At 64.4% G+C, this 13,020-nt stretch carries 11 protein-coding genes; 5 read left to right on the forward strand and 6 right to left on the reverse strand.

Annotation, left to right across the window (positions count from 1 at the left end; translation table 11 throughout):
- Positions 1 to 71 precede the first annotated feature (71 nt).
- Together argE and AWB66_RS10925 are read left to right on the forward strand one after the other, a co-directional pair.
- Complete coding sequence (gene argE, locus AWB66_RS10920; RefSeq protein ID WP_087630319.1) at positions 72 to 1,289, forward strand: acetylornithine deacetylase; 1,218 nt, start codon at positions 72 to 74, stop codon at positions 1,287 to 1,289.
- Between the two features lie 33 nt (positions 1,290 to 1,322).
- Entirely contained in the window at positions 1,323 to 2,330 is a 1,008-nt protein-coding gene (locus tag AWB66_RS10925) for a threonine/serine dehydratase family protein (protein ID WP_087630320.1), read from the forward strand.
- Positions 2,331 to 2,393: 63 nt separating this feature from the next.
- On the opposite strand, the gene AWB66_RS10930 is transcribed toward AWB66_RS10925, so the two are convergent.
- The 4 genes from AWB66_RS10930 to AWB66_RS10945 all read right to left on the reverse strand — a co-directional run bounded on the left by AWB66_RS10930 (position 2,394) and on the right by AWB66_RS10945 (position 6,559).
- On the reverse strand, positions 2,394 to 3,212 hold the full coding sequence (locus AWB66_RS10930) for an ABC transporter permease subunit (RefSeq protein ID WP_087630486.1): 819 nt from the start codon (positions 3,210 to 3,212) through the stop codon (positions 2,394 to 2,396).
- Complete coding sequence (locus AWB66_RS10935; protein WP_087630321.1) at positions 3,212 to 4,138, reverse strand: ABC transporter permease subunit; 927 nt, start codon at positions 4,136 to 4,138, stop codon at positions 3,212 to 3,214. Before AWB66_RS10935 ends, AWB66_RS10930 begins: the two co-directional genes overlap by 1 nt.
- Positions 4,135 to 5,301 (reverse strand): ABC transporter ATP-binding protein, encoded by a 1,167-nt coding sequence (locus AWB66_RS10940; RefSeq protein WP_087630322.1) that lies wholly within the window; start codon positions 5,299 to 5,301, stop codon positions 4,135 to 4,137. Before AWB66_RS10940 ends, AWB66_RS10935 begins: the two co-directional genes overlap by 4 nt.
- Before the next feature lie 154 nt (positions 5,302 to 5,455).
- On the reverse strand, positions 5,456 to 6,559 hold the full coding sequence (locus AWB66_RS10945) for a polyamine ABC transporter substrate-binding protein (protein ID WP_087630323.1): 1,104 nt from the start codon (positions 6,557 to 6,559) through the stop codon (positions 5,456 to 5,458).
- Positions 6,560 to 7,167: 608 nt separating this feature from the next.
- Between AWB66_RS10945 and AWB66_RS10950 the strand changes: the two genes are divergently transcribed.
- The 3 genes from AWB66_RS10950 to AWB66_RS10960 all read left to right on the forward strand — a co-directional run bounded on the left by AWB66_RS10950 (position 7,168) and on the right by AWB66_RS10960 (position 10,252).
- Positions 7,168 to 8,493, forward strand: a complete 1,326-nt coding sequence (locus tag AWB66_RS10950) for an Nramp family divalent metal transporter (protein ID WP_087630324.1) — start codon at positions 7,168 to 7,170, stop codon at positions 8,491 to 8,493.
- 221 nt (positions 8,494 to 8,714) lie between these two features.
- Positions 8,715 to 9,995 carry a phospholipase A gene (locus AWB66_RS10955; protein WP_087630325.1) on the forward strand — a complete coding sequence of 427 codons (1,281 nt, stop codon included), beginning with the start codon at positions 8,715 to 8,717 and terminating at the stop codon, positions 9,993 to 9,995.
- A gap of 53 nt (positions 9,996 to 10,048) precedes the next feature.
- A complete protein-coding gene (locus AWB66_RS10960) occupies positions 10,049 to 10,252 on the forward strand; it encodes a DUF1289 domain-containing protein (protein ID WP_087630487.1) in 204 nt (67 codons plus the stop codon).
- On the opposite strand, the gene AWB66_RS10965 is transcribed toward AWB66_RS10960, so the two are convergent.
- Both AWB66_RS10965 and AWB66_RS10970 read right to left on the reverse strand, forming a co-directional pair.
- Positions 10,253 to 11,407: an NAD(P)H-dependent flavin oxidoreductase gene (locus AWB66_RS10965; protein WP_087630326.1), complete on the reverse strand. Its 1,155-nt coding sequence runs from the start codon at positions 11,405 to 11,407 to the stop codon at positions 10,253 to 10,255.
- Positions 11,408 to 11,535: 128 nt separating this feature from the next.
- Entirely contained in the window at positions 11,536 to 12,969 is a 1,434-nt protein-coding gene (locus tag AWB66_RS10970; protein ID WP_087630327.1) for an aldehyde dehydrogenase family protein, read from the reverse strand.
- Positions 12,970 to 13,020 lie beyond the last annotated feature (51 nt).

Genomic DNA, 13,020 nt, shown 5'->3' on the forward strand with positions numbered 1-13,020 from the left:
CAGCGCCCTTGTCCGGCGGACCGGAGGGCGCTTTTTCGGTATGATCGAACTCTATCCCGCAGGAGCCGAACATGTCCCACATCGCTGAAACGGCGAACCCCGAAACCGCTTCTCCCGCCGCGCTTCCCTGGGTAAAGCGACTCGTTTCCTTCGACACCGTCAGTCGCAATCCGAACCTCGGCCTCATCGAAACCGTGCGCGACGAACTGCGCGCCGCGGGCATCGAATCGACGCTCACCGCCGACAAGCGCGGCCAGTGGGCCAACCTCTTCGCGACCGTCCCCGCGCACGACGGCGAGACCAACGGCGGCATCGTCCTGTCGGGCCACACCGACGTCGTGCCGGTCGACGGCCAGGACTGGTCGAGCGATCCCTTCAAGCCCGAGATCCGCGACGGCCTGCTCTACGGCCGCGGCACCTGCGACATGAAGGGCTTCATCGGCACGGCGCTCGCGCTGCTGCCGAAAATGCAGTCGACGAAACTCGCCCGCCCGATCCACTTCGCGCTTTCCTATGACGAAGAAATCGGCTGCGCGGGCGCGCCGCTTTTGATCGCCGACCTGCAAAAACGCGGCGTGCGGCCGGACGGCTGCATTGTCGGCGAACCGACCTCGATGCGCCCGATCATCGCGCACAAGGGCATCAACACGTACAACTGCTGCGTGCGTGGGTTCGCTGCGCACTCGTCGCTGACGAGCAAAGGCCTGAACGCGATCGAATATGCGGCGCGCCTCATCTGCTTCATCCGCGACGTCGCCGATGAATTCCGCGCCAAGGGCCCGTTCGACGAACTCTACGACGTGCCCTTCACCACCGCGCAGACGAGCACGATCAAGGGCGGCAACGCGATCAACACGGTGCCGGCCGAGTGCAGCTTCCAGTTCGAATTCCGCAACCTGCCAACGATGGACCCGGAAAGCGTCTACCGCCGCATCGAAGCCTACGCGCGCGAGACGCTTCTGCCGAAGATGCAGAAGGAGCACGCGAACGCGGCAATCGAAATTTCGCGGATCGCGTCGGCCCCCGGGCTCGACGCGTCCGAACAGGCAGCCATCACGCAGCTCGTGCGCGCGCTCACCGAGAACCAGGACAAGCGCAAGGTCGCCTACGGCACCGAGGCGGGCCTTTTCGCGAACGCGGGCGTGCCGAGCATCGTGTGCGGCCCGGGCAATATCGAGCAGGCGCATAAGGCGAACGAATATGTGTCGCTGGAACAACTCGCCGCGTGCGAGGCGTTCCTCGGCAAATTCATCCACAGCATGTCGGTCGACGCCCAGGGCGTTCGCTGATCCACCTATACGTCAAGCACACGTCAAGCCGCCATGTCCGCCGCAAGCCAGCACACCGACCACACGATCGACGGCACGCCGATCCCGACCCTCGACGACATCGCCGAGCAGCATATGGCGCTCGCGCCGTGGGTGACGCGCACGCCGACCTTCGAGCGCCACGACTTTCCCACGCTCGAAGGCACGCCGGTCACTTTCAAGTTCGAGTTGCTGCAGGCAAGCGGCACGTTCAAGGCGCGTGGCGCGTTCTCGAACCTGCTCGCGCTCGACGCCAGCGAGCGCAGCGCGGGCGTGACCTGCGTGTCGGCGGGCAATCATGCGGTGGCGGTCGCGTATGCGGCGATGCGGATGGAAATCGGCGCGAAGGTCGTGATGATTCGCAGCGCGAGCCCGACGCGCGTCGCGCTTGCCCGGCGCTTCGGCGCAGAGGTCGTGTTCGCGGAAAACGGCGCGGAGGCGTTCGAGATCGTGCGCCGGATCGAAGCGGAGGAAGGCCGTTTCTTCGTGCATCCGTTCAACGGCTATCGCACGGTGCTCGGCACGGCTACGCTCGGCTACGAATGGACGTCGCAGGCGCCGAACCTCGAAGCCGTGATCTTGCCGATCGGCGGCGGCGGCCTGGCGGCGGGCGTATCGACGGCGATGCGGCTCGCGAATCCGTCGATTCACGTGTACGGCGTCGAACCGGCGGGCGCGGACGTGATGAGCCGCAGTTTCGCCGCGAAGCACACGGTGAAGATGGGTGCGATGCACAGCATCGCCGATTCGCTGATGGCGCCGCACACCGAGGAGTACAGCTACGAGCTGTGCCGGCGGCATATCGACGAGATCGTGACCGTCACCGATGCGCAGTTGCGCCGCGCGATGCTGCTGCTCTTCAACGAACTGAAGCTGGCCGTGGAGCCGTCGTGCGCGGCGGCCACGGCCGGGTTGCTGGGACCGCTGCGCGAACGGCTGCAAGGCAAACGCGTGGGCGTGCTGCTGTGCGGCGCGAATACCGATTCGTCGTCGTTCGCGAGGCATATTGCGAGTGCAACGTGAGAGGCGTATTGGCTGGCGTTCGGCGTGTCGTGTTCAAACGCGCCTCCGAGCGCCAGCGATATCTCAGACCAGCCCGGCCATCTTCCGCCGTTCATTGCGCTGCATGAAGTAATTCGCAGCAATCACGCCGACGGTCACGAAAGCGATGAACAACGTCGCGAGCGCATTCATTTCCGGATTGAGCCCAAGTCGCACACGAGAAAATACGACGAGCGGCAGCGTCGTCGACCCCGGGCCGGACAGAAACGCCGAAAGCACGAGATCGTCGATTGAAAGCGTGAACGACAAAAGCCACCCAGCCACGAGCGCTTGGGAAATCAGCGGCAGCGTAATCGAGAAAAACACGCGCAATGGCGTGGCGCCCAAATCGAGCGCCGCTTCTTCGAGCGAAGGATTCAATTCCCGCACCCGCGATTCCACGATGATCGCGACATAGGAAATGCACAGCATCACATGCCCGACCCAGATCGTGAATAATCCGCGCCCGGCGGGCCAGCCGAGCACCTTCGCCATTTCGACGAAAAGCAGCAACAGCGAAATGCCCTGAATGACTTCGGGAATCACGAGCGGCGCGTTGATCATGCCGGAGAAAAGCGTGAATCCGCGAAAGCGCCCCATTCGCGCGAGCACGAATCCCGCCCAGGTGCCGATCACGACCGACGCGCATGCAGTCAACACCGCGATTCTGAGCGAAAGCCACGCGGCATTGATCAGTTCCTCGTCCTGCCATAACGCCTTGTACCAGCGCAGCGAAAACTCGGTCCACACGGTCACGAGTTGCGATTCGTTGAACGAATAAACGATCAGGCTGATGATCGGGATATAAAGAAACAAAAACCCGATTCCAAGCGACGTGAACTGGAGCGAACGACTCGGCTTGATCATGGACGCTCCTCCAGTTGCTTCGCCTGATAATGCTGGAAAAGCGCCATCGGCACGAGCAGCAGCAATACCATCGCGCACGTGACCGCGGATGCCATCGGCCAGTCGGCGTTATCGAAGAACTCGTTCCACATCACGCGGCCGATCATCAGCGTGTCCGCGCCGCCGAGTAATTCCGGAATCACGTATTCGCCCACCGCTGGAATGAATACGAGCAGACACCCCGCGATAATCCCGTTTTTCGACAACGGCAACGTAATCTGCACGAACGCCTTCCACGGTTTCGCACCCAGATCGTATGCCGCTTCGAGCAAGGTCAGATCCATTTTAACGAGGTGCGCGTAAAGCGGCATCACGAGAAACGGCAGATACGAATACACCATGCCGATATAGACCGCGATATTCGTGTGATAAAGCTCGATCGGCGAATGAATGAGCCCGATCGACATCAGGAAATTATTGAGCAGCCCGTTGTTCTTCAGAATACCGATCCACGCGTAGACACGAATCAGGAACGAAGTCCAGAAAGGCAGCATGACCGCCATCATCAGCAGATTGCGATTTTCCGGTTTCGAGCGGGCGATGTAATACGCCATCGGATAACCGATCAGAAGACACAATACCGTCGATACCGCCGCCACCAGCAGCGAATTCACGTAAGTGGCGAAATACAGGCTGTCGGTGAAAAGGAACAGGTAATGCGAAAAATCGAGCGCGATATTGAGCACGCCCTCCTTCATCGCGACGAGTTCCGTATAAGGCGGAATGCTGAGTTGCGAATCCGCGAAGCTGATTTTGACGACCAGCAGAAACGGCACGAGGAAAAAAAGCAGCAGCCACACGAACGGGCCACCGATCACCGCCGAGCGGCCGGTGAAGCCGAGCCGCCGCCAGGGCGCCACCACGAGATCGAGCACGCGCTTCATGACGTCAATACCACGCCGGCCGAGGCGCTCCAGCGCACGTAGACTTCGTCGTCCCAGGTCGGCGAGTCGATTTCGCCGAGCGCGAGGCTCGACACGCTCGCGACCACGATCTTGCCGCTGTCAAGCTTCACGTGATACAGCGAATAGCCGCCCATGTACGCGATGTTCGCCACGGTGCCGCGCCCCCAGTTGTACGCGCCTTCGGGCGGCTTTCGCATCAGCGCGATGCGCTCGGGCCGCACGGAGATCGTCACCGGCATGCCGAGCGGCCCGGTGATGCCGTGGTTCACATAGAGGCGCACGGGCAGCTCGGACGATTCCACGAAGACGTGGTCCGGCTCGTCCTCGACGACGTTGCCGTCGAACAGGTTCGTCGAGCCGATGAATTCCGCCGAAAAACGGCTGTTCGGGTATTCGTAGACCTCGTGCGGCGTGCCGAGCTGCACGATCTGGCCTTCGCTCATCACCGCGAGCCGGTCGGCCATCGTCATCGCTTCTTCCTGGTCGTGCGTGACCATGATGCAGGTCACGCCCACCTGATCCAGGATGTTCACGAGTTCCATCTGCGTGCGCTGGCGGATTTGTTTGTCGAGCGCGGACATTGGCTCGTCGAGGAGCAGCAGCTTCGGCCGCTTCACGAGACTGCGCGCGAGCGCCACGCGCTGCTGCTGGCCGCCCGACAGTTGATGCGGCTTGCGCTTCGCGAAACGCGCCATCTGCACGAGTTCGAGCGCGCCGTGCACGCGGTCCTTCAGTTCGGCGCCTTTCACGCCTTCCTGCTTCAGCCCGAACGCGACGTTCGACTCCACCGACATGTGCGGAAAGAGCGCGTACGACTGGAACATCATGTTGGTCGGCCGGCTGTAAGGCGGCATCTTCGCGAGGTCGACGCCTTCGATCAGTATGTGGCCCGACGTCACGGTTTCGAGACCCGCGAGCATGCGCAGCAAGGTCGACTTGCCGCAGCCGGAACTGCCGAGCAGCGCGAACAGCTCGCCCTTCTTGACCGACAGGTTCACGCCCTTCACGGCCACGGTCTCGTCGAATTTCTTCACGACATCGACGATCTGCACAAAATTGTCCGCGCCGGCGACGGCTGGACTCGCCGGCTGCGGCTTGCCGGAATTAGGCGCTGCCTGCACTGCGCTCGACTGCTCACTCATGATTGCCTGCTCGACTCCTGCGATATTCGTTCTACGCTGACGTTTTCCGCCGGGGACGCGCAGCAATCCATCGTCCCGGCGACGAACAAAGCCCCCGGCGGACCAGGGGCTTCGAGTTTGATACTGACTTATGACGGTTCAGGCGCCATCCAGTCTACCGGCCGGACTTGAATTCGGTCCACAGCCGCGTCTGCAGACGCTGGATCTCCGGCGGCAGCGGCTTCAGCAGGAACAGCGTCTTCACCACGTCCTGCGGCGGATAGACGGCCGGATCGTTCGCCACGTCCTTGTCGACGTACTTGCGCGCTTCGGCATTCGCGCTCGGGTAGTAGACCGTGTTCGTGATCGCGGCGTGAACCTGCGGCGTCTCGATGTAGTTGATCCATTCGAGCGCGGCGTCCTTGTTCTTCGCGTCCTTCGGAATCGCCATCACGTCGAACCAGACCGGTGCCCCGCCCTTCGGGATGTAATACTCGATCTTGAACGACTTCTTCGCGTCGACCGCGCGATGCTTCGCGATCACGACATCGCCCGACCAGCCGTACGCGAAGCAGATGTCGCCGCCGACCAGGTCGTTGATGTAGCCGGACGAATTGAACTGCCGGATGTACGGGCGGATCTTCTTGAGCATCGCAAGCGCGGCGCGGTAGTCGGCCGGGTTCGTGCTCATCGGATCTTTGCCGATGTAATGCAGCGCGGCGGCGAACATCTGGTCGGGCGCGTCGAGCACCGAGACGCCGCAAGCCTTCAGCTTCGAGATGTTCTCGGGCTTGAAGAGGATGTCCCAGCTGTCGAGCGCGACGCCGCTGCCGAGCAGCTGCTGCGCCTTCGTCACGTTGTAGCCGAGGCCGGTCGTGCCATAGGCCCAGGGCACCGTGTACTTGTTGCCCGGATCGGCACCCTCGACGAGCTTCATCAGGTCGGGATCGAGATACTTGAGGTTCGGCAGTTTCGACTTGTCGAGCGGCGCGAAGATGCCTGCGGCGATCTGCTTGCCCGCGTAGTTGCTGGTCGGCACGACGATGTCATAGCCGGAATTACCCGTGAGGAGCTTGGCCTGAAGGGTGTCGTCGCTGTCGTAGTTGTCGTATTTGACCTGGACGCCGGTTTGCTTCGTGAAGTTCGGGACCGTGTCCTTGGCGATGTAATCCGACCAGTTGTACACGTTGAGCTGCGTGTCCTTCGCCGATGCCGCCACCGGCGTCAGCGCTGCGGCGCAAGCGATCAGGCCGGCCAGGACCGCCAATTTTTGTTTCATCTCGATTCTCCGTCGTTCGACTTTCGACCGCCTCATGCCGCGCGGATCGCCGCCTCTTGATCCTGTCGATCCGGCCGATCCGCGGCGCCCTTTAAAAACCCGAAAACTACCATTAAACAGCGGTGGGACAAAAAACAATCGCCGCCTGTCGCGCGAAATTCACAGCGCCGCGCGCGCCGTGCACGCCGGGGCGCGTATCACGGGCGCATCGACTGCGCGTTGCCGACGGGCGATCGGGCCCCGCGAGAAGCGGCGCAATTTTAGCCGTTAAACCTCGCGCGCGACACAGGCAAAAACCACACTCGCATCAATGAAGCCGGATACCCGTTCGCTGCGTAATGCGAACATCCGTCTCTGGAATTCGCGAGCCCGCTGGCGAGTCATGCCTTTGAAGCCAGCCGGGTCGCGACAGGATCGAATAGCCAGGCGGAACAGTCGTTGCTGAGCCATTTCGGATGCGCGCCGCAGCTCGGGCGCGCGCAGGACGGGCAGCGCGCTTTTCCGCGCTGCCCGACGCGGGCGGCACATGCAATGGCTCCAAGAGCGCTGCTGCCCACTTTTGACGACGCGCAGCAGTCCGTTGCAGCCATTCCACGCCAAGATCCGCGATGAACACCAATCCGTCCGCCCTGACGCCGTGCCCCGCCAAGCGCCCTTCGTCCGATCGCGAACCGCGTGAAGGTCGCCGCCCGCATGCCCCGCGCGGAAGATGGTTCTCGTTCGTCGGCGCGGGCGCGCTCGTCGCGGTCGGCTACATGGACCCCGGCAACTGGGCGACGGCCCTCGGCAGCGGCGCCCGGTACGGCTATCGGCTGCTCGGCGTCGTGCTGCTCGCGAGCCTGATGGGGATGCTGCTGCAATGGGTGGCGTCGCGGGTGGGCGTCGTCACCGGGCGCGACCTTGCGCGCCTGTGCCGCGAGCGCTTCAGCCGCCGCACGACGCTGTTTCTCTGGATCACGTGCGAAATTGCCATCATCGCGTGCGATGTCGCTGAAGTCGTCGGCAGCGCGGTCGCGCTCCAGTTGCTGCTCGGCGTCTCGCTGACGGCGGGCGTCCTGATGTCGGCCGTCGCGACCTTCGCGATGCTCGCGCTGCAAAGCCGCGGCCGCCGTCCGCTGCAGATGTTCGTCACCGCGCTCATTTTCTTCATCGGTTTTTGCTTCGTCGTGGAACTGGCGCTCGCCAAGCCGGCCTGGCACGACGCGCTTGCCGGCCTCGCGCCGCCGAGGGAACTGCTGCGCGACGCCGGCATGGTCTGGCTCGCGGCCGGCATCCTCGGCGCGACCGTGATGCCGCACAACCTCTATCTGCACTCCGCGCTCGTGAAGCATCATGCGCCGGGTGGCGACGACCGCGCGGTCGCGGCGGCGCTCTACGGCGTCAATATCGACACCTTCGCGTCGCTCGCGCTGGCTTTCACGGTCAACGCGTCGCTTCTGATCGTGGCGGCCGCGGTGTTTCATGCGAGCGGCCACGTCGACGTCGAGGATCTCGCCGATGCGCACCGGCTGATCGCGCCGCTCGTCGGCAACCAGTGGGCGAGCATCTTCTTCGCCGCGGCGCTGCTCGCCTGCGGGCTGAACGCGACGGTCACCGGCACGCTCGCGGGCCAGGCGGTGATGGAAGGCTTCCTGCGGCTGTCGATTGCGCGCTGGGCGCGGGCGCTCCTCACGCGCGGACTCGCGATCGGGCCCGCGCTCGTCGCGGTGAGCGCGTTCGGTGAACATGGATCGAATCAGTTGCTGGTGGCTAGCCAGGTCGTGCTCACGCTGCAGCTTCCGCTTGCCGTGATCCCGCTCGTGCGTTTCGCGTCGGATGCGGGGCTGATGGGCCGCTGGCGCGTCGCGCGCGTCCCGCTCGCGCTCGCGTGGGGCTCTGCGGGCATCATCGTCGTGTTGAATGGCGCGCTGCTCTGGCAACTGGTGGTCGGCTGAGCGCGCGCGCCAATGTCTTAAGCACGTTTACAATTACGTTCTTCTTTTTCGGATCGCCGCGAAGATACCGCGGCAGCGCGTCCCCTCAGCGTTTTTCACCGCCTGAGCAGAAACCGGACGCAGCGCCCGCGCGTTCGCGCGTGCGGTGCAAACCGGTTGACTTCAGTGAATTCAACGGTTCGACGACGGCGAGCGCATCCCATCAATAGGACGAACGTTTCATGGCTCGAGGCCTTTTGCATTCCAGAAAGCAGTCCATCCGGCGCGTCGGGTTTCTCGCTGCGCGCGCGGTTGCGTTCGCGGCCGCGCTCGGCTGCGCGAGCCTCGCCCATGCGACCGTCGCAGTGTTGCAACCGGCGCGCGAAGCCGCCGCGCAACAGCCGCTGGAACTGACGCTGATGTACACCGCCGACGACGGCAAGCCGCTCACCGTCGAAGTGCCGAAACAGTTGACCTTGACGCTCACCAATGGCGACCTGCCGCCGCAGCCGCTCGCGCTCACCCGCGAGGCCGCCGTGCCGGACCGCCTGCAACTGCGCGCCGGACAGTATCGGCGGGTGCGGTTTTCGGCGCCGTGGCCCGACACGGCACGCGGCACGGTCAAGATCGATCCGGTCGGCTTCGATTCGTCGCCGATGCTTGTGACGCTCAATCGCGGCGAGAACCAGGCGCAGGTCGTCGCCGCCGAGCGCGCCGAAACGCAGGCCGCGACGCCCGGCCAGCTGGCGAGCGCCTCGGCGGCGGCGAACGCGACCGCCGTGCCGACCACGACCACCGATCGCATGCTGAGCGGGCGCCTGTCGACCTTCGATCCGATGTATTTCGGCGACGGCGTGAACGGCGACAATTCCGCGAAATTCCAGTTCAGCTTCAAATACCGGCTGATGCTCCCGGACGACCCGCGCTCGCGCAGCCTGCTCGACAACCTCTATTTCGGCTACACGCAGACGTCGATCTGGGACTTGTCGGCCGATTCCGCGCCGTTTCGCGACACGAGCTATCAGCCGCAACTGTTCTACTACGTGCAGGACACGGGCTGGAAGAGTCCGCTGTTCACGCGCATGGGCGTCGCAGCGGGCTTCGGCCACGAATCGAACGGCAAGAGCGGCGACGATTCGCGCGCGATCAACATCGCGTTCGTGCGTCCGACGTGGGAATTCGGCGACCTGAATTCGAATCACCTGACGCTCTCGCCGAAGTTCTATTACTACATCACGAAGAAAGGCAACGAGGATATCGCCGACTATCGCGGCTACGTCGACTTGCTGGTGAAGTACGGCAGCCCCGACGGCTGGCAGCTCGCCACCACGCTGCGCAAAGGCACCAAGCACTGGTACGGCAGCATCGACTCGCAGTTGACGTATCCGCTTGCGAAGCTGATCGGCAGCGCGTGGGGCGGCTATCTGTGGGTGGGCTACTTCAACGGCTACGGCGAGGACATCCTCGATTACAACCAGCGCAATCACTGGATCGCGCGGATCGGCTACAGTATCGCGCGCTGATTTTTTTCGACGCGCCCGGCTTGGCCAAGAAGACGGGCGCCAACAGGTTTCTTATGTCATCGAATCTTCACGACTTGCCCGACAGCCCCTGCATCGGCGTCTGCTCCACGCTCTTCGACGACGTCTGCAAGGGCTGCGGCCGCACGGCGGGCGAAGTGTCGAACTGGGTGTTTCTCTCGGACGAGGAAAAGCGCGCGATCTGGGTGCGCATCACGCGCGAAGGCACCGCGATGCGGTTCCGCAACGACCGGCTCTGATCAGGCCGCCGCCGGGCGCGTCGCGCCGAGCAGGAGATCGAGCAGTTCGCGCACGCTGCGGATCGCCGATCCGAACGGCAAGGCCTCGCGACCGCGGAAGAACAGGCCGTTCGCGACGTCGCCGCGCAACGCGGCCGAAAGCCGCGTATCGATGCAGAAGTGACCGAATTTCTCGATGCCGTCGCGCAGGCCGCACACCGCCAGACAGTCGAGCCCCGTCGGACAATTCTGCTTGCGCGCGCCGATCTTCGTGCGGATACGCTCCTCGTTCTTCAGATAACGCATGAGCCACGGCGTCTTCACCGCGCGCGCGGGCAGCCCGGTCACGCTGACGAAATCGACGATGTCCTCCGGCGCTGCTTCCGCCAGGATGCGCTTGAAGTTCGGGTGCGCATCGCCCTCTTCGGTGACGGCGAACGGCGTGCCGAGCTGCACGCCCGCCGCGCCCGCCGCGAAACACGCGCGCACGGCTTCGTGGCTGTTCACGCCGCCCGCGACGATCAGCGGAATGCGCGTGCGTTCGATGCCGAGCGTATCGAACGTCTGCATCGTTTCCGCGATCACGCGGGCGAAGTCGAAGCGCGCATCCTGCATGTCCGCGAGATGCGCGACGCCGAGATGGCCGCCCGCGTGCGCGGGATGCTCGATCACGATCGCATCGGGCAGGCGGTTCTTCTTGAGCCACTTCTTCAGCACGAGCGCGATGCCGCGACTGTCCGACAGAATCGGAATCAGCGCGATGTCGACGCCTTCCGTCAGATCCGGCAGGTCGAGCGGCAGGCCCGCGCCCATCACGATGGCGTCGGCGCCGCTCTCGCACGCGGTGCGCACGGAATCGGCGTAGGAGCTGACCGCGCGCATCACGTTGACGGCGATCATGCCGCGCCCCTCGCTCAGGCGTTTTGCCGCACCGATTTCGCGCGCGAGCGCTTCCTGATTCGCCACTTCGAGCGTCGCGCGGGCCGAGTCCGCCTTGCAGCGTTCCAGCAGGTCCGGGTGATGATGGCGCAGGTCGATGCTCGCGATCGTGCCGAGCGCGCCTTCCTTGGCGACAGCACCCGCCAAGCGATGCGCCGAAACGCCGACGCCCATTCCGCCTTGCACGATGGGCAACAGCGTGCGGCCGCGGATGGTCAGCATGGGGAGCGTGGTCATGAATGAGTGTCCTTCGATAAATTCAGATTGGGGGAGTCTGATCGAAGGGACCGCACGCGAAATTGAGAAAAATCAAGAAACCGGTCATCGCGGCGCGCTGGCCGCGATGACCGGTTCGCGCCGATGGCTTAGCGAGAACCCGCGCGGAACTGCATCGATTTGTACTCGAGATATTCCTCGAGCCCGTACCTGCCGTTCTCGCGGCCATGCCCCGACTGCTTGAAGCCGCCGAACGGCGCGGACATATTCCACGCGCCGCCGTTGATGTCGACCTGTCCGGTGCGGATGCGCCGCGCGACGCCGAGCGCGCGCTCGTCGTCGCCGGACCAGACCGCGCCGCCGAGGCCGTAGAGCGAGTCGTTCGCGATGCGCACCGCTTCGTCTTCGTCCTTGTAGGTGAGGATCGAGAGCACGGGGCCGAAGATTTCCTCCTGCGCGATCGTCGCCTTCGGATGGACGCGGCCGAAGACCGTCGGCTTCACGTAGAAGCCGCGATCGAGGCCGTCGGGCTTGCCGGGGCCGCCCGTCACGAGTTCGGCGCCTTCCTCGACGCCGCGGCGGATGTAGTCCTGCACGCGCGTCTCCTGCGCCGACGACGCCAGCGGACCGAGCTTCGTCGCTTCGCTCTTCGGGTCGCCCGGGACGAACGCTTCGGCGGCACGCGCCGCGAGTTCGCGCGCCTCCTCGTAGCGCGCTTCCGGGACGATGAGCCGCGTGTGCGCCGAACACGTCTGCCCGGAGTTCAGGAAGCACGCGCTCACGGTGCCTTTGATCGCGGCGGGGAAATCGGCGTCGTCGAGGACGATCGCCGCCGACTTGCCGCCGAGTTCCAGCGCGACGCGCTTGACGGTCGCGGACGCCAGTTCCGAGACGCGCTTGCCTGCGCGCGTCGAACCGGTGAACGACACCATGTCGACGGACGGATGACTCGCCAGCATCTCGCCGACGACCGGCCCGTAACCGCTCACCAGATTGAACACGCCCGCGGGCAGTCCGGCCTCGTGGATTGCTTCGGCCAGCACGAACGCGTTCAGCGGCGCGATTTCCGACGGCTTGAGCACGACGGTGCAGCCCGCCGCCAGCGCGGCCGCGACCTTCAGCGTGATCTGGTTGAGCGGAAAATTCCACGGCGTGATCGCCGCGACGACGCCGACCGGCTCACGCACGACGAGCGAATTGCCGACCTGTTCCTCGAATTCGAACTCCGCCGCGAGTTTCGCGTAGGCGCTCCAGTTGTAGACCGGTCCGCCGACCTGAATGGCGCGCGCGAGCTTGATCGGCATGCCGACTTCGCCCGCGATCAGGGTCGCGAGTTCCTCGGTGCGCGCTTTGAGCGCGGTGGCGATCTTGGCGAGATAGTCGGCGCGTTCCCTGGGCGGCGTCGCGGCCCAGCCGTCGAACGCTAGGCGCGCGGCTTCGATGGCCGCTTCGGCGTCGACTTCGCGGCCTTCCGGGATGCGGCCCATGACTGCTTCGGTCGCGGAATCGATGACGTCGATGGTGCCGTCGCCGGAAGGTTTCAGCCATCGGCCGCCGATGTACAACTGCGCGTAGGTCTTCATGTCCCGTCTCCTGTGGATCAGGACATTCTACGAGGCTTCCGGAAATGCAAA

Source organism: Caballeronia telluris (assembly GCF_001544495.1).
Classification (GTDB): domain Bacteria; phylum Pseudomonadota; class Gammaproteobacteria; order Burkholderiales; family Burkholderiaceae; genus Caballeronia; species Caballeronia telluris.

Excerpts from the sequence above, each read along its gene's own strand:
- argE (WP_087630319.1), top strand. The coding sequence starts at position 72 with ATGTCCCACATCGCTGAAACGGCGAACCCCGAAACCGCTTCTCCCGCC.
- AWB66_RS10925 (WP_087630320.1), top strand. The coding sequence starts at position 1,323 with ATGTCCGCCGCAAGCCAGCACACCGACCACACGATCGACGGCACGCCG.
- AWB66_RS10935 (WP_087630321.1), bottom strand. The coding sequence starts at position 4,138 with ATGAAGCGCGTGCTCGATCTCGTGGTGGCGCCCTGGCGGCGGCTCGGC.
- AWB66_RS10940 (WP_087630322.1), bottom strand. The coding sequence starts at position 5,301 with ATGAGTGAGCAGTCGAGCGCAGTGCAGGCAGCGCCTAATTCCGGCAAG.
- AWB66_RS10945 (WP_087630323.1), bottom strand. The coding sequence starts at position 6,559 with ATGAAACAAAAATTGGCGGTCCTGGCCGGCCTGATCGCTTGCGCCGCA.
- AWB66_RS10950 (WP_087630324.1), top strand. The coding sequence starts at position 7,168 with ATGAACACCAATCCGTCCGCCCTGACGCCGTGCCCCGCCAAGCGCCCT.
- AWB66_RS10955 (WP_087630325.1), top strand. The coding sequence starts at position 8,715 with ATGGCTCGAGGCCTTTTGCATTCCAGAAAGCAGTCCATCCGGCGCGTC.
- AWB66_RS10960 (WP_087630487.1), top strand. The coding sequence starts at position 10,049 with ATGTCATCGAATCTTCACGACTTGCCCGACAGCCCCTGCATCGGCGTC.
- AWB66_RS10965 (WP_087630326.1), bottom strand. The coding sequence starts at position 11,407 with ATGACCACGCTCCCCATGCTGACCATCCGCGGCCGCACGCTGTTGCCC.
- AWB66_RS10970 (WP_087630327.1), bottom strand. The coding sequence starts at position 12,969 with ATGAAGACCTACGCGCAGTTGTACATCGGCGGCCGATGGCTGAAACCT.